This window comes from Nocardia sp. JCM 38205, assembly GCF_058222935.1.
Genome location: NZ_JBYHFL010000002.1, coordinates 320,511 through 342,974 on the forward strand (window position 1 = coordinate 320,511; position 22,464 = coordinate 342,974).

The following is a 22,464-nucleotide window of genomic DNA, read 5'->3' on the forward strand; positions in this document are numbered from 1 at the left end:
CCACGCGATTATGCCGGAGAATTCGGTCTCGGCAAGGTGCGATTGCGCCGCCTGCGTGCCCTTTCGCCGACACGCCGGATCGCCTACCGTGGCAGCGTGGCCGATATCCGCGATGGGCGTATTCCGACCGTGCCGACCGTGCTGCGCTGCTGTGCGGCGTTGGTGGCTACGCCGCCGAAATTGCTGCGCCCACGCCGTCCCGATGCCGGGTTGCTGGCGAGCATCGAGCAGGCGCCGTTACCGCGGGCCCGCGCCACCGTCCGGTTGCGGGTGATCCCGCAGGCGACGATGTCGGCGCCGGCCACCATCGTCGCCGAGGGGGTGCGTAGCTTGCGCGAGCTGCCGATGGCGATGGGTTCGTACCTGGTCGAACATCCCAGCGCCCGGTTCCTGGTCGACCCGGCGTTGTGCGCCGACCCGCACAGCCGGGTGCTGCCGGGGCTGCCGTTCCCGATTCCGCTGCTGGTCGCGCCGGACAAGCCTGTGCTCGGCCTGTCCGATGCCTTGGCCGCCCGCGATATCGCGGTCTCCGATATCGATTTCGTGCTGCCGACCCATCTGCACTGGGATCACGTCTCCGGCCTGCTCGAATTGCCGTCGTCGATCGAAATCAAGTTGCCCGCAGCGGAATTGGATTGGGCGACCACCGGGCCACAGGCGCCCATGTCGGTCGTGCGGGCGACGCTGGACAACCGGGCCTGCGCGCCTTTCGAACTCGACGGCCCACCGGTGCTCACCTTCCACCGCAGCAAGGACCTCTTCGGTGACGGTTCGGTCGTCCTGGTAGACCTGGCCGGCCACACCCCCGGCAGCATCGGCGTGCTGCTCGCCGTGGACGACGGCTCCCGCGTCCTGCTCGCAGGCGATGCCGTCTGGAACAAACTCCAGATCGAACTGATCCGCGAGAAGGCCCCGATGCCCGGCCTGCTGTTCGACGCCGATCGCGACGCCACCTTCGCCACCATCCATCGTCTGCACGCCCTGCCCGACGGCATCGAAGTCGTCGCCGCACACGACCACGACGCCGTCTCGGCACTGGCGGCGCGCCACCATTGAGCCGTGTCGGGGCCGCGAGGCCCGCTCGTCCGAGACGCCACCGAGTTCCAGCAGCGGGCAGGTCCGGGCCGGGCCGATTCGCCCCACGGCACTTCGCCGTCTCGCGTCAGTGAGGTCGGTCGGCCCGGCACATGCGATCGCGGGGCCGAGCGCGAGCCGGGGCGCGGTATTCGCCCCGATCCGCTGCGGATCAGCCGACGACGACGGTCTCCGCCAGCCGCGCGGTGATCAGCTGCTCGGCCTCGCCGACCATGCGCTCGATGAGTTCGGCGCAGGTGGGGATGTCGTGGATCAGGCCCTGGCACAGGCCGACCGACCAGATGCCCGCGTCCAGATCGCCCTCGTCGAAGACGCGGCGCCCGCGTGCGCCCGCGACCAGATCGCGGACGTCGTCGAAGGTGCCGCCCGCCTTCTCGATCTCGACGACCTTGCGGCTGATCTCGTTGTCGGCGACGCGGGCGGTATTGCGCATGGTGCGGAAGATGAGCTGGGTGTCGCGCTCGCTGCCTGCCACGATCCGCTCCTTGACCTTGTGGTCGATGCACGACTCCTGGGTGCACAGGAAGCGGGTGCCCATATTGACGCCGTCCGCGCCCAGCGCCAGCGCGGCGACCAGGCCGCGAGCGTCGGCGATACCGCCGGAGGCGATCATCGGGATGCTCAGTTCCCTGGCGGCGGCCGGGATCAGCACCAAACCGGGGACGTCGTCTTCGCCGGGGTGGCCCGCGCATTCGAAGCCGTCGATGCTCACGCCGTCGACGCCGATCCGCTCGGCCTTGAGTGCGTGCCGGACGCTGGTGCACTTGTGCAGCACCTTGACGCCGGCGTCGCGGTAATAGGGCAGGAACGGTTCCGGGTTGCTGCCTGCGGTCTCCACGATCTTGATGCCGCTGTCGATGATGGCCTGCACGTATTCGGCGTACGGCGGCGGGTTGATCGACGGCAGGATGGTGAGGTTGACGCCGAAGGGCTTGTCGGTGAGTTCCCTGGTGCGCGCGATCTCGCGGCGCAGGTCGTCGGGGGTTGGCTGGGTCAGGGCGGTGATGAAACCGAGCCCGCCGGCATTGGCGACGGCCGCGACCAGTTCGGCGCGGCCGACCCACATCATGCCGCCCTGCACGATCGGATGTTCCACACCGAAGGTCTCGGTGAACCTGGTCCGCAGCATTGCTTCTCCTCTGCTCGTCGCGGGCGTGCCCGCTCTCGGGGAGATCGTGACACGCGAATCAACCTCTCGACAAGCTGTAAGTAAGTGGGGATTCGCATATGTCTGCGATCCTGCTGGCTGTGTCGACCTACCTGTCGAGGCGGATAAACTGCCGACAGCCTGCGGATATTGCCGATAGCCCTGCCATGGCGGTGTGGCCGGAAGATTAACGCCGAATCAGCAGCGCGAATCCTTGTTGCCGGGTAAGTTACTTGTTATTCTTCGCACAGGTTGAGCCCGTCACCACCGCCGGACGCTCCGGCGGCCACCGTGCGGGAGAGGAGTGCCTGGATGACCACCGGTGTGCAAGCGTTGGACGAGCCGATCAGATCGCGGCGCAATCATTGGAACAACCAGCTCGCGACCCATGCGGCCATGCGGCCGAACGAGGTCGCCGTGCGGTTCCGTGGCGCCGACACCACCTGGCGGCAACTGCACGAACGCTCGCTGAAATTCGCCGACGCGCTGGCCCGCCGCGGTGTCGGCTTCGGCGACCGAGTGCTCATCCTCGCGCTCAACTATCCCGAATACCTGGAGTCGGTCTTCGGCATCAACGCCCTCGGCGCCATCGCGGTCCCGGTGAACTTCCGGCTCACCCCGCCCGAAGTCGCCTACATCGCCTCCGACAGCGGCGCCAAGGTGGTCATCACCGACACCGTGCTCCAGCCGCTGGCCACCGCGGTCCTCGGGCAGGTGGAATCGCTGGAGACCTGCGTGGTCATCGGCGGCCGATCCGCCGACGGCGTACTCGGCTTCGAGGCCCTGCTCGCCGAGGAGGGGCAGCCGCACACCCCGCTCGACATCCCCGAGGACACGCCGAGCCTGATCATGTACACCTCGGGCACCACCGGCAGCCCCAAGGGCGCGATCCTCTCGCACGCCAATATGAACGCTCAGGCCCTGACCTGTATCCGGGCGATGGCCATCGATCAGGAGTCGATCGGTTTCTGCACCTCGCCGCTGTTCCACATCGCCGGACTCGGCAGTCTCGCACCGTATTTCATGCTCGGCGCCAAGACGGTGCTGCATCCGCTCGGCGCCTTCGACGCGACCGAATTCCTCGACGCGGTCGAGGCGGAGCAGGCCACCACAGCCTTCTGCGTTCCCGCGCAATGGCAGCTGATCTGCGATGAGCCCACCGTCAAGGAGCGCAAGCTCGCGCTGAAGGCGCTCAGCTGGGGCGCCGCGCCCGCCTCCGACACGGTGCTGAAGGCCATGGCCGAATGCTTCCCCGACGCGTTCAACGTCGCGGTGTTCGGGCAGACCGAGATGTCGCCGATCACCTGCGTGCTCGAGGGCAAGGACGCGATCCGCAAGCTCGGCTCGGTCGGCAAGCCCATTCCGACCATCCAGGCCCGCATCGTCGACGACGAGATGAACGATGTCGCCCCTGGCGAGGTCGGCGAGATCGTCTATCGCGGACCGACCCTCATGCAGGGCTACTGGAACAAGCCGGAGGCCACCGCCGACGCCTTCGCCGGCGGCTGGTTCCACTCCGGCGACCTGGTCCGCCAGGACGAGGAGGGCTTCATCTATGTGGTGGACCGCAAGAAGGACATGATCATCTCCGGCGGCGAGAACATCTACTGTGCCGAGGTGGAGAACGTGCTCTTCGCCCATCCGCGGATCCGCGAGGCCGCCGTCATCGGCCGTCCGCACGAGAAGTGGGGTGAGGTCCCGGTCGCGGTGGTCGCCCTCGCCGATCCGGAGGGTGAGCTGACCCTCGCCGAGCTGGAACCGTTCCTCAACGAGAACCTGGCCAGGTACAAGCATCCCAAGGAGCTCGTGGTGGTTCCGGAGTTGCCGCGCAACGCCAGCGGCAAGGTCGTGAAAGTCGAGCTGCGCAACCAGCATTCGTAGGTTTCACGTGAATCCTCGCCGCGCGCCGGACCATTGACGTCGGCAGCGCCGCCGACAGATCTGCCCCGGGGATAGTGCCGCCCACCTTTGAGCGTCAGCGAAACATGTTGTCGCTCAGAGGTGGGCGCAACTGTGTGCCCGGTCGGCTCAGATCATGTTCTTGTTGGTCATCCAGCGCATGACCTGCCAGCCGCAGAACACCGGCAGCCAGCAGGTGAGCACGCGATAGAGCAGCACCGACGGCACCGCGACGGCGGCGGGCAGCCCGAATGCGGCCAGACCACCGATCAGCGCCGCCTCCACCGCACCGACACCACCCGGCGTCGGCGCCGCGGAGGCCAGGGTGCCGCCGATCATGGTCACGATGGTGACGGTGACGAAGGTGGTCCCGCCGCCGAAGGCCTCCACACTGGCCCACAGCGCCAGCGCCTGACCCAGCGTCAGTGCCGCGCAGCCGGCGATGATGATGGCGAACCGCTTCGGATCCTTGGCCAGATCGGCGAGCTCACCGAGCACCTCTTGGAGCTGCGGCCGCACCGAAGTATTCAGCCAGCGCCGCAGTTTCGGCACGAACATGAAGGTGCCGATGATGCCGACGCCGACGCCGGCGAGCAGGTACAGGATGGTCTCGTCGGGCACGAAATGCGACAGGTCCGCCGAGGTACCCGCCGCGATGCTGAAGAACACCAGCAGGCTGATGTGGGTGATCACCTGCACGGCCTGCTGCAACGCCACCGCCGCCGTCGCGCGGACCGCGCCGAGGCCGCCCTTCTGCAGGAATCGCACGCTCAGCGCAAGGCCACCCACCCTGGCGGGTGTGGTGGTCGCGGCAAAAGTGTTGGCCACCTGCATGATCACCAGGTTGCGGAAGCTCACCACACCCGACGCGCACGCCCAGAGGGCGGCCGCGGTGCCGATATAGGTGAGTGTCGACAAGGCAAGGCCCGCCAGCGCCCACCACCAATTCGCGGTGCGCAGCTGGCTGAAGAAGGTCGGCACCGCGCTGATGAACGGATAGGCCACGTAGACCAGGCCGATCAGCAGCACCAGCTGGATGATGCTCTTGCGGCTGAACCGGGTGATCTGCTCGGCCTCGATCCGGTCCTGGCCGGTCTGCTTGCGCACCTCATCGCGGGTGCCCGACATCACCGCCTTCCAGTCCGGCACCGATTTGCGGATCCCGGAGGGCATACCGGATCTGGTCAGCCTGCGCGAGGCGGTGAGCACCGCCTGCTCGCCGAGGGTCGCGATCGCCGCGCGCACCGCGGGCTCGCGGCCGAAGATCGACGCCGTGGAGACCAGCAGCTGTGCGACGTCGGACTGGATCTGCGCGTCGGAGGCGCCGAGCTCGGCGCCGATGAACCCGCCGAAGCGGGCGAGGCCGTCCTCCACCCGGATCTCGTCGGGGCGCAGATCACCGATCGCGATCTGGCGCCGGTGCAGCGAATCCAGCGATTGCCACAGCCCGGGCAGCACCTCCTCGTCGAGCTCGGCCAGCGGCATCCCGCGCGGCACCGTATGCGCGTACAGCATCCACCCGCGATCCAGCGACGCCACCGCCACCGGCGCGTGCGCCGCCATCCCCAGATCGCCGACCGCGATCGCCATCAGCGCCCGATGTTCGACCGCGCGGTGCATCGAACCGTGCAGCGGTGCGGTCTCGCTGGAACGGAACGTCAGCCAGCGCCACAGCTGGCGCAGCGCGCCGTGGCTGCGCTGGTTCTTGCCGTACAACTCGACGGTGAGCCGGCGCTCCGGCCCGGCCACCGCCGCCGACAGCAACAGCGGGCCAGGGCCCGACGGCCGCACCACGGTGAACGCGGTCACGGTGAACCCGCGCTTGGCCAGCACCCGCACCGCCGCGTCGAGCGGCACCTCGAGCGCGGGCGTGCCGACCACCAGCACGATCACCGCGCCCACCAGCCAGCCCACCGCGAGCCCGAACATCGCCCTCGCCGGCACGACGGTACTGACCACCAGATGGATCGGCGCGAAGGCCAGCAGCAGAAACCACATCCAGCGCCGGGCCCGGTCCGGCAGCCACGGACTCGACACCGTCAGCACCGCGGCCAGCATCGCGATCCAGCGCGGATCGTCGAGGAACTGCTGCAAGAACGTGTTGTCGAGCTTGTCCGGCACCTGCAGATGCCATTTCGGCGCCGACAGCCCGGTACCGGTGATGGACAGCAGCAACCCGGCCACCAGCCCCGCCGCCGCGTATCCGGCCATCAGTTTCCACTGCCTGCCGAGCACCAGCTCGATCAGGATGGCGAAGGGCAGGATCAGGATGGCGATGCCGTAGAGCAGATAGACCAGGTTGGATTGGTCGGGATTGAGGAATCCGACGATATTGGAGACCGAACGTTCCAGCGCCAGCCATTCCGGCCGGGTGATCAGCGAACCCGCGATCACCACCCCGACCCCGATCGCGGCGAGTACGACACGGATGATGTCACTGGTGCGCCGGGTCAACGGCTGCAGCAGGCTGCCCGTGACCGGGATGTCCCGCCCATCGACTCGCATGTCGTATCGGTACTTTCGGATCGAGTTGAAGCTACGCCGGCCACCCTCGCTCACTGCAGGTGAGTATGCAGGAGGCCGAGGCGGACGATACACACCAACACGCCGCACCGACGTCCGGCAATCGGTTGCCCAGACAGCCGGGAAGTGGTATCGGCGGCGCCTCGATCACTCGCCGAGGCCGGTCGCGGGGTGCCTGCGGCCCGGTGCGGCGATCAGCGTGGCCCGCTTCTCCGCACCGGGATGATGGCCGTGCGGTGGCCGCGGTTGGGTGCGGCCGGACGGACTCAGGCCCCGGCCGTGCGAGCGTGCCGTCCCACCGGAGGGCCGGTCGGCGGGACCACGCTGAATACCGTCCCGGTCATCTCGCCACTGTCGAGTTCGACGATGGCGCGGACGACCTTCGTGGTGGCGATGGAGCCGGGGAACGCATCCGGCGCGATCGCGTTGACCCGCACGCCGAACTCGTCGAACTCGTCGGCCAGATGGCGGGTGAGCTTGTTGAGCGCGGCCTTGGACGTGCCGTACAGCGTCTGACCACCGAAGACTTCCGGCCCCGACATGCTGGACACATTGACGACATTGCGGTTGTTCGCGCGGTTGGCGGCGTCGTCGTGCAGCCAGAACCGCTGCGCCAGCCGGGTCGCCAGCCGCAGGGGCACCTCGACATTCAGCGTGAACACCGGTCCGAACGCGTCGAGTGCGGCATCGCCGTCGACCACGCCGAGCGGGTGCAGCGCCATATTCGCCGCATTGTTCACCAGCAGATCCACCCGGCCGAACTTGGCCAGCGCCAGATCGACGACCCGTTCGGGCTCGCCGGGCTCGGTCAGATCCGAATGCACCACGAAGACCCGCGACTCGTTCTGCGGAATCACCCGGTCCGGTTCGAGCGGATCGACGAACCACTCCTCCTGCGAGGGCGCGGCCGGCACCCGATTGCGGCAGACCGCGACGATGTCGTAGTGGGTGTAGAGCGCGCGGCAGAACGCGTCACCCAATCTGCCGCCCGCCCCGGTGATCAGGCAGACGCGGCGCTCACCATTGGACAATGCGGTCTCCTCCCCAACGCCGCACCACGTCGGCCTTCGGCCGGTGCAGCCACATCACCACACAGTTGCGTTCGGCGGTGTTGGCACCGGCGAAGGCATGCCATGAGCGCGGTGTGCATTCGAACATCACCAGCGAATTGTTCAGCGGCGGGACCAGTTTCGCCGGTCGCGCACCGTGCTCACCCCTGCTGAACAGCGCCGTCTCACCGCCGCCGCCCGGCTCCCACGGGTCGTTGGCCAGATAGAACAGCAGCGTGACCGCCCGTACCGTTTCCCTGGCCACGATGTCGGCGCTGCGCGGGCCGGTCTTGGTGTCGACGTTCGGTTCCGGGACGCGCACCTCACCCGGCCCGGGGGCGGCGCCGGCGAACCAGGCCGGGGCGAGATCGTTGTGCGGCCAGCCGCGCGGGCTGTCGACCGGATGGCTGTGCAGCGACGCCTCGACGTCACCGGTCGCCTCGACTCCGGCCACACCGGCGATCATGTCGTGCCATTCGCGGGACTGGAACACCGCGAGCGGGCCGTTGCTCAGCTCGGTCAGCCGAATACCGCTGGCCCCATAGTTGTCGGCCACCTTGGCGAATCGATCGGCATGCTCGCGGCGGGCGCGGTCGAACTCCTCGGCCAGGCGGCGATAGAACTCCGGCGCGAACACATCACGCGCGTAGACGTGCGGAAACGGCTCGGTGCGGCGAATCCAGTGCCGACTGCCGAGCAGGTCCGCGAACCATTGCGGGGCGGCGGCACGCCGCTCCGATTCCCCTGCCACGATCACTCCCTCCCGAACGAACACCGCGATCTTATTGCACGGCCGGGCACGTGCACGTCCGCAGTGCGGGGGCATGATCATCGGGTGAGTCGCGATACCCGTATCTGTTTCGTCGGTGATTCTTTCGTCGCCGGCGTCGGTGACCCGTCGGCGCTCGGCTGGGCAGGCCGCCTGGTCGCCGACGCGCACGCCTGCGGCCATCCGGTGACGGCGTACAACCTGGGCGTGCGCAGGCAGACCTCCTCCGAGATCCGGGCGCGCTGGCTCGCCGAATCCCTGCCGCGCTTGCCCGATGGCGCCGATGCCAGGGTGGTGTTCTCCTTCGGCGTCAACGACACCATGATCGAGAACGGCAGGCAGCGGGTGGCCGCCACCGATTCGGTGACGAATCTGACCGCCCTGCTCGCCGAGGCCGCCGACCGCGGCTGGCCGGCCCTGGTCGTCGCTCCGCCACCGATCGACGATGACGAGCACAATGCCCGTACCGCGGCCCTCGACGCCCGCTTCGCCGAGCTCTGCGTCACCGCCGCCGTGCCCTATGTCCGCACCCACCAGCGGCTCAGCGCCGATCCGGTCTGGCGGCACGAGGTCCGCATCGGCGATGGCGCGCATCCGGGGGCCGAGGGGTACGCGGTGCTGGCGGAGCTGATCCGGCCGACCTGGCGAGAGTGGTTGTCGCACTGAGTTTTCGCCGGTGAGCTGGTCGGGGGCCGGTTGTCGGGCTCGCCTCCTGTCGACCGCGCCGGCAGCCGCGAAACTCAATTGTCTGGGACAGTGCAAACCGGTGTCGCTTCCTCCGTGGTGATCGAGCACTCATCGGCGGCGGTGATCGCGCGGCGTTGCGATATCGGTTCGGTCTCGGCCGCTGACCATCGGCGGACCTCAGCTGATCGGCACCTGCTGGACCACTCGCAGCCGCCGCTGCGCACCCGGCTCGACCTGCTCCGCGAGCGTGCCCGCCCGCTGGAACACCTCGTCCAGGAACGGCAGCGCGCCGACCACTTCGTCCAAGTAGGACACCTCGGCCTCGAGCTGGCTCAACGCCCCGATCAGCGTCAGCCCGGCCCTGGCGAACGGGGTGAACGGCGCGGGCATGGCCAATTCCCTGACCACATTCGACAGCCGCGGATTCGTCGTGCGCAGTACTTGTCGGCGCAGCCAGCGGGTGGACAGGTGGAAGCTGCTGTGCCGCAGCGGATCCCCGCATTCCCCGAGCGCGGAGACCAGCGCATCGGCATCGAGGGGATGGCTCGGATCGACGAAGCCGTGTGCCCGCACCGCGGCTTCGAGGTCGGCCGGGCCGCCGGTGAAGAAGGCGTCGCAGAAATCGTAAGCGAGGGCGCGGAATTCGATCGGCCACGGCGAGCAGGCGCCGAAATCGACGATCCCGAGGCGTCCGTCGGGCAGTAACCGGAAATTGCCGGGATGCGGATCGCCGTAGAGCAGATCGTGCTGCCAGCCCGAGAGGATGAACCGCGTCATCAGCATGCCGACGCGATCGCGCTCGGCCTTACTGCCGGAGGCGATGATGCGCGAGACCGGTGTGCCGTCGAGCCATTCGGTGATCAGCACATCGCCGCGCTGTTCCACCACGGCGGGAATGGAGAACTCGGGTGCGCAGGCGAAGGCCGCCGCGAAGGCCTGCTGATTGGCGGCCTCGGCCCCGTAATCGAGTTCGCCCCGCACACACTCACAGATCGCCTCGGTGACGGCCTTGACGTCGGCACCAGGCAGGAACACCGACGCCAGCGTCGAAATCCGCCGCAGCTGCGTCAGATCCGCCTCCACCGCCGCGCGCCCGCCGGGATACATGATCTTGACCGCGACCGGCCTTCCGTCATGCCACACCCCGCGATGCACCTGACCGATGGAGGCGGCAGCGGCGCGGCGATCGTCGAACTCGCGGAACAAGCCCCGCCAGCCACCGCCCAGACTCGCCGCCATCGCCGCGTCGACGGTCGGCGGCAACATGATCGGCGCCGCGTCCTGCAGCCGCGCCAGCGCGATCTGATAGGGATCGGCTATATCTTCCGGCAGCGCGAGTTGATAAATGGACAGCAGCTGGCCGAGTTTGGTGGCGCACCCCTTGAGCTCGCCGAGCACCTCGAAGATGTGCTGGGCGGTCCGCAACTGGATCTCGCGATCCACCTCCGTGGCGGAACGGCCGAGTGCGCGCCTGCCCGCGCCGGCCGCGCGCCGCCCCGCGTACGCCACCGGCAGGGCCGCCAGCCTGGCGTTGCGCGCCGCCCGGCTCATGGGCGGGGTGCCGTCGGGGCGCGCCGGGAACAGGCCGGATCGACCCGTCGCCTGGCCTCCTGTCCGGCCCTTGCCCCATCGAGTGGTCATGATTCACCTCACACTGCGCCGCCCCGTAGTATCCATGTGCAGTCTGGCACATTGCGCCTAGACTGTCTGGGACGTATGACGAAGGTGAGGGTGCAGGATGGGATCCCGGACGGTGGTCGCCGATGCTGCCGATGAGCTGGCACGCCGGGTCGCCGCGGGGGAGTACCGGCCCGGCGATCTGATGCCCTCGGTGCGCCAGGTCGCCGACGAATTCGAGATGAACCGCGCCACCGCGCAGCTCACCCTCGGCAGGCTGGAGTCCTACGGCTTCGTCGACGCCCGGCGCGGCAAGGGTTTCACCATTCGCGACGTTCGCGAACTCGGCGGCATCGACGTGTACCGGCATCTGTTCCGCTACTCGGTGCCCATGCCCGAGGTGGCGATCGAGATGTTCCGCGACATCGTCGAGGTGGAGCGCGGCATCGTCATGGACGCACTGCTCGCCTACACCGCGGGCCGCTGCGATGCCGATCCGGCGGCGCTCAAGGCCGATATCGACAGGCTGGAATCGCTTGCCCGCCTGGAGGTTCCGGACTACCGCGAGATCCTCTCGGTGGAGATCGGCCTGGTGCGCCGGCTGCTCACCGCGCTCGGCTCCAGCATGCAGCGCGCGATCTTGAACTCCATCGGCGAGATGGTGCTCGAGGTCCCGGAGGCGATCGAAGCCTATTTCGCCGGTGCCGCCGATCTGCACGTGCTGGTGTGGCGAGCCATGATGGCGGTGTGGGAGTCCGATTCCGGGCCGTCCGAAGCGCAGCTGGCGCTCTTCGAAGACCTCTTCGGGATGTATCACGAGAAGGTGCTCGCCCGATTCGCGGAGTTGCTGGACGCGGCCGAGGAACCCGATTCCGCGCACGCCGCGACGGCCTGACGGCGCCGGTTCTCCCGACCCGTCCGACGGGTGGGGTTGTGCCGGGCCGCCCCACCGGATCGGTTCTCCGGAGTGCCGTGATCGGCATTCTCTACCTGCCCCCGATAGCGGGGCGAAACTCTTTGCGGCCGACGAGAAAGGCCGCCGGGACCCGAGGTCCGGCGGCCTTCCTACAACTGGTGACTACTTCACAGCGCCCCGTTGAGCTTGTTCAGCCGCTCGCAGGACTCCACGTACTCCTCGACCAGGCGCGCCATCACATCGGCGGAACGCTCGATCTTGTTCATCATGCCGACCACCTGGCCGACCGGGTTGAAGTTGACGTCCTTGGCGGCCTCCGGATACCGGTGCCCGCGCTTGACGCCGTCGAGGGCGACCATCATCTGCAGCGGCATCGGCAGCGGATCGGGGGTGTCGGACTGCTCCCACGCCTCGGTCCAGTCATTGCGCAGCATCCGCGCCGGCTTACCGGTCCACGCCCGCGAACGCACGGTGTCGTGGCTGGTGGCCTCGATCAAGGTCTGCATCTGCGCGGGCGGCACATTGGCCTCCTCGACGGTGAGCCAGATCGAACCGGTCCACGCGCCGGCCGCGCCCATCGCCATCGCCGCGGCGACCTGACGGCCGTCGGCGATACCGCCCGCCGCCAGCACCGGCATATCGCCGACCGCGTCGATCACCTGCGGCCACAGCACCAGCGAGGACACCTCGCCACAGTGCCCGCCACCCTCGGTGCCCTGGCAGACCGCGAAATCCAGACCGGCGGCCTTGTGGTTGAGCGCATGCTTGACCGAACCGCACAGCGCGCCGATCAACCGGCCGGACTCCTGGATCTTGCTCACCACATCCGGCGGCGGGGTGCCGAGCGCATTGGCCACCAGCTTGGCCTTCGGATGCCGCAGGATCACCTCGATCTGCGGTGCGGCGGTGGTGGCGGTCCAGCCGAGCAACTGCGGGTGCACCTCATCGGCGGGCAGTTCCGGCACACCGTGGTCGGCGAGCAGCTTGGCCGCGAATTCGCGGTGGCCATCGGGAACGTGCTTGGCGAGTTCGGCTTCGAGCTCCTCGGGCGAGAGTCCGTCGATGCCCTTGCCCTCGTACTTCGACGGGATCACCAGGTCGACGCCGTAGGGTTTGTCGCCGACGTGCTCGTCGAGCCAGCTGAGCTCGACCTCGAGCTGTTCGGCGGTGAAGCCCACCGCGCCGAGCACCCCGAGACCGCCGGCATTGCTGACCGCGGCCGCCACATCGCGGCAATGGGTGAAGGCGAAGATGGGGAACTCGATCCCCAGGCGGTCGCAGATTTCGGTACGCATGGCGGTTCTGGTCTCCCTATGCCCTGGAACGGGTTGCATAATGTTCGGCTCGCCGGACGCTGCCCGGTAAACCTTCTGCCCGGCACGTCGCGCTCGAAACCGCCGCGTATCGCATTAATCGCCAGTGAGCGGACGCGGCGTCATCGATCGGCGTCGGTGCCATGAATCGAATGTAACACGTTCTAGTTTTATGAGGGAGGGGAAATTTCAGACCGCCGCGGCCGGGTCCTTGGTCACCAGCACATAGGCCTGATCGAACCGCTCATCCGGTTGCGGTTCGCGCACCATCCGCGTCACCGGCGCGAAACCGGCCGCCACCAGAAGCTCGAGCAGATGCTCCGGTGACCAGCGGTAGGCCTCGGTGACCTTGTGGTCGAACGCGGTGATCGGTTCGGGCGGGTCGGTCGCCTGGAAAGCCAGCAGCGCATAGCCCCCATCGGCCAGCGCCCGGTGGAAGCCGGCGAGCACCTCGGGCACCCGCCGCGGCGGCAGATGGATGATCGAGTACCAGGCGAGCAGGCCGGCCAGCGAGCCGTCCGGAATCCCGAGCCGCTCCATGGTGCCGACCTCGAAGCGCAGACCGGGATAGGCCTGTTCGGCCAGCGCGATCATCTCCGGCGAGAGGTCCATGCCGAACACCTCGAGACCGAGCTCGCTCAGATGCGCGGTCAACCGGCCGGGCCCGCAGCCGATATCGGCCACCGGGCCGGATCCGTTGTCGCGCACCAGTTCCGCGAAGATGCCGAGCATGGCCCGCTCGAAGGGGTTGCGCTCCAGGTGGCCGGCGACGAGGTCGGCGTAGAGCCCGGCCACGCCGTCGTAGGCGGTGCGCGTCGTTGCGATGTCGGCGGGTTCGTTCATCGCACCATTGTCGACCCTCAGCCCACGGGCAGCAGTTCGCCGGAGTCGCGCCGCGGAGCCGGTGGGACGGCGGGTCTTTCGGCACGCGGGGCCGCTCGCACGAAGACGAAGAACAGCACGAGCAGCAGCCCGGCCCTGCCCCACACCCCGAATTGCACGATGGCCTCGGTCAGTTCGACCGAATTGCCGGTGCCGAGGGCGTAGAAGTACCGGAATACGCCGACGCCGATGGCTGCATCCGCCACCAGATAGGCGACGACCAACGTCCACGGCACACGCAGCAGCACCAGGAAAGGAATGATCCACAGCGTGTACTGCGGGGAATGCACCTTGTGGAACAGCAGGAATCCACACAGCATCGCCCCGCTCACGCCCACCCACGGGAACACACCCGTGGTGCTGAACCGCCGCCACCCCAGCCACATCGCCAGCACGAACGACAGCAGGATCAGCGCGGGCGAGGCGCCGGAGACCACCTGCTGGAAATTCTGCTCGTCCACTGCCTCCGGCCCGAACAGCGGCCGCAGGCCCCAATACCAGATCGAATTGGTGGTGATATCGGCCTGGCGCAATTGCTGGAAAGTGAACGAGGCCCGCCAGCCCTCGTACCCGGCCAGTGCGAACGGCAGATTGACCAAGACCACGGTGGCCAGCGCCGCCGCACCGGTCAGCAGCGCGCCACGCACGTCGAAACGCCGATCGCGCAGGCCGGCGCCCGCGGCATCGGCCCCGCCGGTGAGCACATACGCCAGCAACGGCAGGACGAAGATCCCCGGATACAACTTGAGGCAGAAGCCGATCGCGAGCAGAACGGCCGCAAGCACCGCCCTGGTCCGCAGCGAACAGCGCGGCAGCATCGTCATGACGTAGATCGCCGCGACCGCCGCGCACACCACCGGCAGTTCCCAATTGTGGAAGGCGTAGAGCACCAGCGGGGGCCCCGCCGCCCACAACAGCGCGGGCCAGCCGGCCATCCGGCCCAGCAACCAGGCGGTGAGCAGCGCGAAGGGCGCCAGCAGCAACGCCGAATGCAGCAGGAACATCGCGTCGTTGTCGGCGCGCAGCGCGCCGACCCACATCAGCAGCCCGCTGAGCACCGGATATTCGACCGCCCCGCCGACCAGCGCGCCGTCACCGGTGATGCCGCCATGGATATAAGGAAAGACGTGCTGATCGATATCGCGGCCCAGCCACAGGAACTGGATATCGGAATAACAGACGCGCGAATCCTTGAACAGATCGAATGCCACCGAACGCCCGTCCTGGCGGAACGGCGCCCCCGCGCAGCGCGCCTTGTTCCAGAACGCGGCCAGCAGCGTCAGTCCGCACAGCAGCACCGCGACGGTCGCCGCCCCCACCCGTGGCAGGCGACCGGCGACCAGCTCGCCTGCTGCGGGTCCGTTCGGCATACCGATCAGCGTAGTGGCGGGGGGATCGATTTCGCCGGTCAATACCTGGTCAGGTAACCTTGCCGGGTTGCTGACGCGACGACCCTCCTGCCACGGACCGTCCGTGGCCGTTTCCTAGTCCACAGGAGGTGATTGGTCCGTGCGTCATTATGAAGTAATGGTCATCCTCGACCCGAGCCTGGACGAGCGCACCGTTGGTCCGAACCTGGAGAACATGCTCAGCGTGGTTCGCACCGATGGTGGCAAGATCGACAAGGTCGACATCTGGGGCCGCCGCCGGCTCGCCTACGAGATCCGCAAGCAGGCCGAGGGCATCTACGCCGTCATCGACCTGACCGCCGAGCCCGCCACCGTGAGCGAGCTCGACCGCCAGCTGGGTCTCAACGAGTCGGTGCTGCGCACCAAGGTCCTGCGCCACGACAAGTAGTTCTTTCGGTCCTCGTTTGACCCGTGTTTGGTCGGTGCCTGTCTCTAGGCTCTAGCACGACAAGCGAGTGCACCCGGGAACTGCACACCGAGCAGGAGGAACCTCATGGCAGCAGGCGACACGGTCATCACCGTCATCGGAAATCTGACGGCCGACCCCGAGCTTCGATTCACGCCCGCGGGCGCCGCGGTGGCGAACTTCACCGTCGCCTCCACGCCCCGCGTGTTCGACCGTAATACCAATGAATGGAAAGACGGCGAAGCGCTGTTTCTGCGCTGCAACATCTGGCGCGAGGCCGCGGAGAATGTCGCCGAGAGCCTGACCAGGGGTTCTCGTGTGATCGTGAGCGGACGGCTCAAGCAGCGCTCCTACGAAACCCGCGAGGGTGAGAAGCGCACGGTCGTCGAGCTCGAGGTCGACGAGGTCGGTCCCTCGCTGCGTTACGCCACCGCGAAGGTCAACAAGACCAGCCGCGGCGGCGGGGGCGGCGGCGGATTCGGATCCGGCGGCTCCGGTGGTTCCGGCGGCGGTGGTGGCAACTACCAGCAGGCCAACAGTGGTGGGCGTTCCGGTGGCCAGGGTGCCGCCGACGACCCGTGGGGCAGCGCGCCCGCGGCAGGCTCCTTCGGGGGCGGCCGCATGGATGACGAACCGCCGTTCTGACAACGGCTCATATCGGCCCGCGACGGTGGGCCACCAAGATTACGGAGTAGAAGACCATGCCTAAAGCGCCCGCGCGCGAAAAGGTGCTCAAGAAGAAGGCTTGCACTTTCTGCAAGGAGAGCAAGACCGGACTCGTCAACATCGACTACAAGGACACGGCGCTGCTGCGCAAGTACGTCAGCGATCGCGGCAAGATCCGTGCCCGCCGGGTCACCGGCAACTGCGTGCAGCACCAGCGCGACATCGCGGTTGCCGTCAAGAACTCGCGTGAGGTGGCGCTGCTGCCTTACGTGTCGACGGCTCGCTGAGCAAGGGAGGCACGCAAATGAAGCTCATTCTGACCGCTGATGTGGACAACCTCGGTGCCCCCGGCGACACGGTCGAGGTCAAGGACGGCTACGGGCGCAACTACCTGCTCCCGCGCGGCCTTGCCATCGTCGCCAGCCGTGGCGCCCAGAAGCAGGTCGAGGGCATTCGCCGGGCGCAGGATGCCCGTCGCGTGCGCGACCTGGACCACGCCAACGAGCTGAAGCAGGCCATCGAGGGCCTGGAGTCGGTCTCGCTGAGCGTGAAGACCGCGGGCACCGGCAAGCTGTTCGGTTCGGTCACCCAGGCCGACGTCGCCGCCGCGGTGAAGTCGGCCGGCGGACCGGTGCTGGACAAGCGCAGCATCGATCTGCCGAAGTCGCACATCAAGTCGACCGGTAAGCACAAGATCTCGGTGCACCTGCACCCGGATGTGGTTGCCACGTTCGACCTGGACGTCGTCGCAGCCGAGAGCTGAGTTCACGGCCGAGCGCCGGAATACATCGAGTCGAAGGCCACGCCCGTGTTCCGCACGGGGGTGGCCTTCGGCTGTGCACTGTTTGTTCAGCGGGCTATACCCGTGTGGGTAACCGGGGATTAGCTCTGTCTTCTGCCGGTTGCCGGGCGACCGTGGCGTGGGTTCGTGCTGTGCACAGCCCGGCAAGTTATCCCCAGATGTGCATGTTGTGGATCATTGGAGAAACCAACCGCTCGTAATGTGATTCACCTCATAGCTTGTCCATCGTCTGTTAACTCAACACGCCCGGCTGTTCAACTCCACCGACACGCCGAGACTTTATTTATCCACACATGCGCACCTGTGGAAATACGTACCTATCTGCGTGTTTGTGGTCGATGACCAGGGTTTTCCCCAAGTAGTGCACAGGAGGTGCACACCGTTGGGTAAACAGTCCACAGGTTATCCACAGATGTGTGCACAGCCGGGTTTGGTATGTGCATGCGCGGTCGCCTAGGTTCGTCGCATCGCCGTGCGCGAGCCTCTGAGCGGTCACGATCCGGTGGATGCCGGAGCGGTAACTGAACTCGTGACCGGGGGTGGGCAACGGTGCTGGTCATGCCTGTCCGACACGCCGAATCTGTCGTACCCCGGGGGTAGAACCAGTCGTCAATAGGGTGAGCCCTATCGGGTAGAGAGGACGGTCGAGTCAGGTGGCAGTCGTCGATGACCGTGGGCATACCGATTACCCGCCGGAACCGCCCGGCGAGGATTTCGGGCGCCAGCCACCGCACGATATGGCAGCCGAGCAGTCCGTTCTCGGCGGCATGCTGCTCAGCAAGGACGCCATCGCCGACGTGGTCGAGGCCCTGCGCCCCGGCGATTTCTACCGTCCCGCCCATCAGGCCATCTACGACACCATCCTCGACCTGTACGGCCGCGGCGAACCCGCCGACCCCGTCACCGTCGCCGCCGGCCTGGATCGCCGGGGCGAACTCAAACGCATCGGCGGCGCCCCCTATCTGGTCACCCTCACCCAGACCGTCCCCACCGCCGCCAACGCCGGCTACTACGCCGAGATCGTCGCTGAGAAGGCCATTCTGCGCCGCCTCGTCGAAGCGGGCACCCGCATCGTCCAGTACGGCTACGCGGGTGCCGACGGCCAGGACATCGCCGAGGTCGTCGACCGCGCCCAGGCCGAGGTCTACGAGGTCACCGAACGCCGCACCACCGAAGACTTCCTCCCGCTCGAGGAACTGCTCCAGCCCACGATGGACGAAATCGACTCCATCGCCAGCCGCGGCGGCATCTCCCTCGGCGTCCCCACCGGCTTCACCGAACTCGACGAGATCACCAACGGACTGCACCCCGGCCAGATGATCATCGTCGCCGCCAGGCCCGGCGTGGGCAAATCCACCCTTGGTATGGATTTCATGCGGAGTTGTTCGATCAAGCACGGTTTGGCGAGCGTTATCTTCTCGCTGGAGATGAGCCGGACCGAGATCGTGATGCGTCTGCTGTCGGCGGAGGCGAAGATCAAGCTCGGGGATATGCGGTCCGGGCGGATGAGTGATGACGACTGGACGAAGCTGGCGCGGCGGATGAGTGAGATCAGTGAGGCGCCGCTGTTCGTCGACGATTCACCGAACCTGACGATGATGGAGATCCGGGCCAAGGCGCGCCGGCTCAAACAGCGCCACGATCTGAAGCTCGTCGTGGTCGACTACCTGCAGCTGATGACCTCCGGCAAGAAGGTCGAATCCCGTCAGCAGGAAGTCTCGGATTTCTCCCGAAACCTGAAACTGCTCGCCAAGGAACTCGAAGTCCCGGTGGTCGCCATCAGCCAGCTGAACCGTGGCCCCGAACAGCGAACCGACAAGCGCCCCATGGTCTCCGACCTGCGCGAATCGGGCTCTCTGGAACAGGATGCCGATATGGTCATCCTGCTGCACCGGCCCGACGCCTTCGAACGCGACGACCCGCGCGGTGGCGAGGCCGACCTGATCCTCGGTAAGCACCGAAACGGGCCGACGGCCACGATCACGGTCGCGCACCAGCTGCATTTGAGCCGATTCGTGGATATGGCGCGGGGCTGAGTTCGGCTAGGGCAGCTCTGCGGCTCGTTCGGCGAAGGCGGCGAGGGATTCTCTGAGATCGACCATGGCGTCGTCGGTGCCCGCGGAATCGCCGAGGAACAAGCGGACGAGCTGGGGCATGGCGATCGGCCAGGCGCCGAGACCGACGAGGGTGAGCAGGGCGCGGCCGATCTCCTGTTCCGGCAGGCCGGTCCGCTCGACGAGGGCGGCTTTCACCTGGGCGTACCAGTCACGACGGTGCACATTGCTGTCGACGAGGGTGTCGCCGTAGTACAGGGCCTCGAACATCAGCAGACGCAGCAGCGACGGGTCGGCGCGGTGGTAGTCGAATACGCGCCGGACCAGTTCGGCGGCGGAGCTCTCGCCGGGCTTGACGGTATCGGCAAGTCCGAGCATGGCATTGGCGAGGACGGCGCTGAACAGGGCCTCCTTATTGCCGAAATGGCCGTAGATGCGTTCCTTGTTGCAGCCGGCGGCAGCCGCGATCCGGTCCACCCGGGCACCGGCGATGCCGTGCTCGGCGAACTCGGCCCTGGCCGCTTCGAGCAGTAGCTGTTTGGTTCTAGCGGAATCTCGTCGCATGTCCGTTCGGTGAGGGCGCCCGTGACGGCGTCCTCCCGGCCCTTCCTGATCCGTCGCCCCGGCTGTTCACGGTAGCCCAGCCTAGCATCCAACTGGTTGGTTGGACACTTGCGAGCTGCCGTGTCAGAATCCAACCACCTAGTTGGTAGCCAGGCTCGCGCCGACGACGTCGCGGTGCTGAGCACCGGCCAGGCGATCCGAGCGCGCCACGGCCGGCTGTGCCGCACTTGCTCTCTGACGCCCTTTCCGATCCAACGACAAGGAGAAACATCATGTCCGGCAACACCAGCTCCACCATCGAGGTCGTCGACGAGTTCTTCCGCAATTTCGGTTCCGGCGATATGAGCGCACTGCTCGACCAGTTCGCCGACAAGGTCGATTTCCGGGTGAACGGCGCCGCGCATGTGCCGTGGGCGGGTGAGCGTTCCACCCGGGCCGAAATCGAGGAATTCTTCGGCATCTTTCCGAAGGTGCTGACGGCGCCGGAATCGTTCGAGATCACCGGCAAATTCGCGCAGGGCGAGGACGCGGTTGTCTTCGCCACCTGCGTCTTCGGTGTCAAGGCCACCGGCAAGACGTTCACCAATGCCTACGCACTGCATTTCACCGTCACCGACGGCAAGATCAGCCGCTACCACATGTACGAGGACAGCTATGCGATCGCCGAGGCTTTCATCGTCTGAAGCAGCGGGCCAGAGCCATTTTCCGGGATCGGCCGGATGCGGTCGCAACATCGATCACAGGACACGACTGACATCCGACCAGTAACACTCTTCCCACCTCCCACGACCTCATACGTGACACATGGCCCGTCGGGGGGCCTGTCCTTCCACTTGTCGGTTACAGGAATCTGGGGTTCGGACATGGCTCTTCGTGAGTTCTTCGCGCGACATCGGTTGGCCTCGGCCGTTGCCGCGCCCGCGGTACTCGGGGTGGCGGCGGCGGTGGCCGCGACGTTCGCGTTCACCGCCGCACCGGAAGAGGCGGATACGCAGCTGGTGGCCTCGGTCACCGAATGCCGCGACATGGTGACCATCTCGGTGGCCGGTCGCAATGACACTCCCCGTGAGGGGACGACGGCGATGCTGGTGGACGCCAACGGCAATCCGCTGCCCGCCGCGCTGTCGGGTGATCACAGCAGTGAATGGCTGGACCCGGTGGTCAACGCGCCGCGCGACGACGTCGCCGAGGGCTCCTACGCCGCCGTGTACATCGCCTACCCGGCGAATATGGCCAGCTACGAAGACGCCGTGAATGCCGGTGTCGCCAATGCCAAGCAGGTGATGTCGGAGATCGCGGCGGCTTGCCCGGACACCAAGTTCTCCATCGTCGGTTACAGCGAGGGCGCCGACGTGGTGCGTCGCGTCGCGATGGAGGTCGGGCATCAGGAACCCGGCCAGGACGGCGAGTACGGGATCGTCGACCCGGAGAACGTGCTCGGCGTGGTGATCCTCGCCGATCCCGGCCGCTCGACCGGTGACGGCCCGTTCCCCGGTGCGGAGGATCCGTTCGCCAACCCGGACGGCTTCGACCAGAAATATCAGAACGGGCAGAAGCCGGTGCCCGGTTCGGGTGCCCTGCCCGGGACCAGTGGTGATTTCGGGGCGTTGAACGGCAAGATCGCCTCGTTCTGCTCCGACGGCGATCTCACCTGCTCGGCTCCGGAGAACATCTCGCTGCTGAATCTGGCGGTGAATGTGGGCAGGCAGTTGAATGTCGACGCACTCGAACGTGAGGGGCTGACCCCGGCGACCGGCCAGGACGTCGCGGTGGTGCTCGGCCGGATCGCGATGACCGCGTTCGCCGATATCGCCTCCCAGCCGAACTGGATGGCCAGCGACGAAACCTTCCTCGAGGTGCTGCTGCGGGTCTCGGACCCGGAGTACAAGCCGGGTGCGCCTGCCCCGCAGGATCCGGCGCAGGCCGACGCCATCGCGGTGGATCAGATGTCGCCGCTGGCGTACCTGCCGCAGAAGATCCTCAACGAGATCGTCGGGCTGATCGTGACCAACCAGAACACCATCCCGGTGATCCTGAGCGATCCGTACAAGCAGACCCTCGGCCCCAACCACACCGGTCATCACTTCGACTACTGGGATGACGCCGATCCCGGCAACGGTAAGCCGATGACCTCGGCCGAGTACGCGGCGGCCTGGATCACCCACTTGGCCAAGCAGGCCCAGGCGGGCCAGAAGGTGGACACCAACTCCAAGCCCACCGAAGCCGATCTGGCCGCGGCCTACGAGGCGGCGGAGTCGACCACCTCGGCGGCCCCGACGACCGAACCGGCCAAGGGTACGACCACCGCACCTGCGACCACCACCACGGCGAAGCCGAAGGCCGAGGCCGATCCGTCGACCACGGCCCCGACGACGCCGAGCGAAGCGGCGACCACCACCCCGGAGGTCACCACCACCGCTCCCGCGCCGACCACCACCCAGGCGCCGGCGGCGACGACGGAACCGACCACCACGGCCCCGTCGACCACCACCACCACGAAGGCGGAGGCCCCGACCACCGACGCCCGAGCGGAGGCGACCAACTGAGCGGAGCAGGTGGCCGCTGATTGCGCGCCGAAAGTCGATGCGGCGGACTCCAGTCGAGTCCGCCGCATCGACTGTTCGTGGGTGCCGGTCCGTTCATCCCGCCGATCAGGCGATGACGCG

20 protein-coding genes are annotated in these 22,464 nt (G+C 67.3%); 11 read left to right on the plus strand and 9 right to left on the minus strand.

The window, feature by feature from the left end; translation table 11 throughout:
• The first annotated feature begins 96 nt into the window (after positions 1 to 96).
• Positions 97 to 1,056, plus strand: a complete 960-nt coding sequence (locus AC4HOU_RS08245) for an MBL fold metallo-hydrolase (protein WP_280499061.1) — start codon at positions 97 to 99, stop codon at positions 1,054 to 1,056.
• Between the two features lie 190 nt (positions 1,057 to 1,246).
• Here the strand turns inward: AC4HOU_RS08245 and AC4HOU_RS08250 are convergent, their stop codons facing one another.
• Complete coding sequence (locus AC4HOU_RS08250; protein ID WP_163813413.1) at positions 1,247 to 2,224, minus strand: NAD(P)H-dependent flavin oxidoreductase; 978 nt, start codon at positions 2,222 to 2,224, stop codon at positions 1,247 to 1,249.
• Positions 2,225 to 2,554: 330 nt separating this feature from the next.
• Between AC4HOU_RS08250 and fadD5 the strand changes: the two genes are divergently transcribed.
• On the plus strand, positions 2,555 to 4,123 hold the full coding sequence (fadD5, locus tag AC4HOU_RS08255; protein ID WP_163813414.1) for a fatty-acid--CoA ligase FadD5: 1,569 nt from the start codon (positions 2,555 to 2,557) through the stop codon (positions 4,121 to 4,123).
• Positions 4,124 to 4,270: 147 nt separating this feature from the next.
• On the opposite strand, the gene AC4HOU_RS08260 is transcribed toward fadD5, so the two are convergent.
• The 3 genes from AC4HOU_RS08260 to AC4HOU_RS08270 all read right to left on the minus strand — a co-directional run bounded on the left by AC4HOU_RS08260 (position 4,271) and on the right by AC4HOU_RS08270 (position 8,464).
• Positions 4,271 to 6,646 (minus strand): lysylphosphatidylglycerol synthase transmembrane domain-containing protein, encoded by a 2,376-nt coding sequence (locus tag AC4HOU_RS08260; RefSeq protein WP_195020316.1) that lies wholly within the window; start codon positions 6,644 to 6,646, stop codon positions 4,271 to 4,273.
• A 284-nt stretch (positions 6,647 to 6,930) separates the two neighbouring features.
• On the minus strand, positions 6,931 to 7,695 hold the full coding sequence (locus AC4HOU_RS08265; protein WP_163813416.1) for an SDR family NAD(P)-dependent oxidoreductase: 765 nt from the start codon (positions 7,693 to 7,695) through the stop codon (positions 6,931 to 6,933).
• Positions 7,682 to 8,464: a 2OG-Fe(II) oxygenase gene (locus AC4HOU_RS08270; protein ID WP_195020315.1), complete on the minus strand. Its 783-nt coding sequence runs from the start codon at positions 8,462 to 8,464 to the stop codon at positions 7,682 to 7,684. The genes AC4HOU_RS08265 and AC4HOU_RS08270 overlap by 14 nt, the downstream gene beginning before the upstream one ends.
• Before the next feature lie 84 nt (positions 8,465 to 8,548).
• Between AC4HOU_RS08270 and AC4HOU_RS08275 the strand changes: the two genes are divergently transcribed.
• Complete coding sequence (locus tag AC4HOU_RS08275; protein WP_195020314.1) at positions 8,549 to 9,148, plus strand: GDSL-type esterase/lipase family protein; 600 nt, start codon at positions 8,549 to 8,551, stop codon at positions 9,146 to 9,148.
• Between the two features lie 198 nt (positions 9,149 to 9,346).
• Here AC4HOU_RS08275 and AC4HOU_RS08280 read toward each other — a convergent pair whose 3' ends face one another.
• Positions 9,347 to 10,810 (minus strand): ABC1 kinase family protein, encoded by a 1,464-nt coding sequence (locus tag AC4HOU_RS08280; protein WP_490724327.1) that lies wholly within the window; start codon positions 10,808 to 10,810, stop codon positions 9,347 to 9,349.
• A gap of 97 nt (positions 10,811 to 10,907) precedes the next feature.
• On the opposite strand from AC4HOU_RS08280, the gene AC4HOU_RS08285 reads away from it, so the two are divergent.
• Positions 10,908 to 11,681, plus strand: coding sequence for a GntR family transcriptional regulator (locus tag AC4HOU_RS08285; RefSeq protein WP_163813419.1), 774 nt, complete (start codon positions 10,908 to 10,910; stop codon positions 11,679 to 11,681).
• Positions 11,682 to 11,869: 188 nt separating this feature from the next.
• Here the strand turns inward: AC4HOU_RS08285 and AC4HOU_RS08290 are convergent, their stop codons facing one another.
• From AC4HOU_RS08290 to AC4HOU_RS08300, 3 genes are all read right to left on the minus strand, one after another.
• Positions 11,870 to 12,997 (minus strand): NAD(P)H-dependent flavin oxidoreductase, encoded by a 1,128-nt coding sequence (locus AC4HOU_RS08290; RefSeq protein ID WP_163813420.1) that lies wholly within the window; start codon positions 12,995 to 12,997, stop codon positions 11,870 to 11,872.
• A gap of 207 nt (positions 12,998 to 13,204) precedes the next feature.
• Positions 13,205 to 13,858 (minus strand): class I SAM-dependent DNA methyltransferase, encoded by a 654-nt coding sequence (locus tag AC4HOU_RS08295; protein WP_195020313.1) that lies wholly within the window; start codon positions 13,856 to 13,858, stop codon positions 13,205 to 13,207.
• Between the two features lie 17 nt (positions 13,859 to 13,875).
• Positions 13,876 to 15,267, minus strand: coding sequence for a glycosyltransferase family 87 protein (locus AC4HOU_RS08300; protein ID WP_195020312.1), 1,392 nt, complete (start codon positions 15,265 to 15,267; stop codon positions 13,876 to 13,878).
• 139 nt (positions 15,268 to 15,406) lie between these two features.
• Here AC4HOU_RS08300 and rpsF point away from each other — a divergent pair, with 139 nt between their 5' ends.
• The 5 genes from rpsF (at position 15,407) to dnaB (ending at position 19,216) form a co-directional block, all read left to right on the plus strand.
• A complete protein-coding gene (gene rpsF, locus AC4HOU_RS08305; protein ID WP_163813423.1) occupies positions 15,407 to 15,694 on the plus strand; it encodes a 30S ribosomal protein S6 in 288 nt (95 codons plus the stop codon).
• Positions 15,695 to 15,799: 105 nt separating this feature from the next.
• Positions 15,800 to 16,357 (plus strand): single-stranded DNA-binding protein, encoded by a 558-nt coding sequence (locus tag AC4HOU_RS08310; RefSeq protein ID WP_163813424.1) that lies wholly within the window; start codon positions 15,800 to 15,802, stop codon positions 16,355 to 16,357.
• Between the two features lie 56 nt (positions 16,358 to 16,413).
• Positions 16,414 to 16,665, plus strand: a complete 252-nt coding sequence (gene rpsR, locus AC4HOU_RS08315) for a 30S ribosomal protein S18 (protein ID WP_036541619.1) — start codon at positions 16,414 to 16,416, stop codon at positions 16,663 to 16,665.
• Between the two features lie 17 nt (positions 16,666 to 16,682).
• Positions 16,683 to 17,141 carry a 50S ribosomal protein L9 gene (gene rplI, locus AC4HOU_RS08320; RefSeq protein WP_104360331.1) on the plus strand — a complete coding sequence of 153 codons (459 nt, stop codon included), beginning with the start codon at positions 16,683 to 16,685 and terminating at the stop codon, positions 17,139 to 17,141.
• Between the two features lie 692 nt (positions 17,142 to 17,833).
• Entirely contained in the window at positions 17,834 to 19,216 is a 1,383-nt protein-coding gene (gene dnaB, locus AC4HOU_RS08325) for a replicative DNA helicase (protein ID WP_163813425.1), read from the plus strand.
• 6 nt (positions 19,217 to 19,222) lie between these two features.
• Here the strand turns inward: dnaB and AC4HOU_RS08330 are convergent, their stop codons facing one another.
• Positions 19,223 to 19,798 carry a TetR/AcrR family transcriptional regulator gene (locus AC4HOU_RS08330; protein WP_195020311.1) on the minus strand — a complete coding sequence of 192 codons (576 nt, stop codon included), beginning with the start codon at positions 19,796 to 19,798 and terminating at the stop codon, positions 19,223 to 19,225.
• A 272-nt stretch (positions 19,799 to 20,070) separates the two neighbouring features.
• Here AC4HOU_RS08330 and AC4HOU_RS08335 point away from each other — a divergent pair, with 272 nt between their 5' ends.
• Together AC4HOU_RS08335 and AC4HOU_RS08340 are read left to right on the plus strand one after the other, a co-directional pair.
• Positions 20,071 to 20,481: a nuclear transport factor 2 family protein gene (locus AC4HOU_RS08335; protein WP_163813427.1), complete on the plus strand. Its 411-nt coding sequence runs from the start codon at positions 20,071 to 20,073 to the stop codon at positions 20,479 to 20,481.
• Positions 20,482 to 20,661: 180 nt separating this feature from the next.
• A complete protein-coding gene (locus AC4HOU_RS08340; protein WP_195020310.1) occupies positions 20,662 to 22,344 on the plus strand; it encodes a cutinase family protein in 1,683 nt (560 codons plus the stop codon).
• The last annotated feature ends 120 nt before the right edge of the window (positions 22,345 to 22,464 follow it).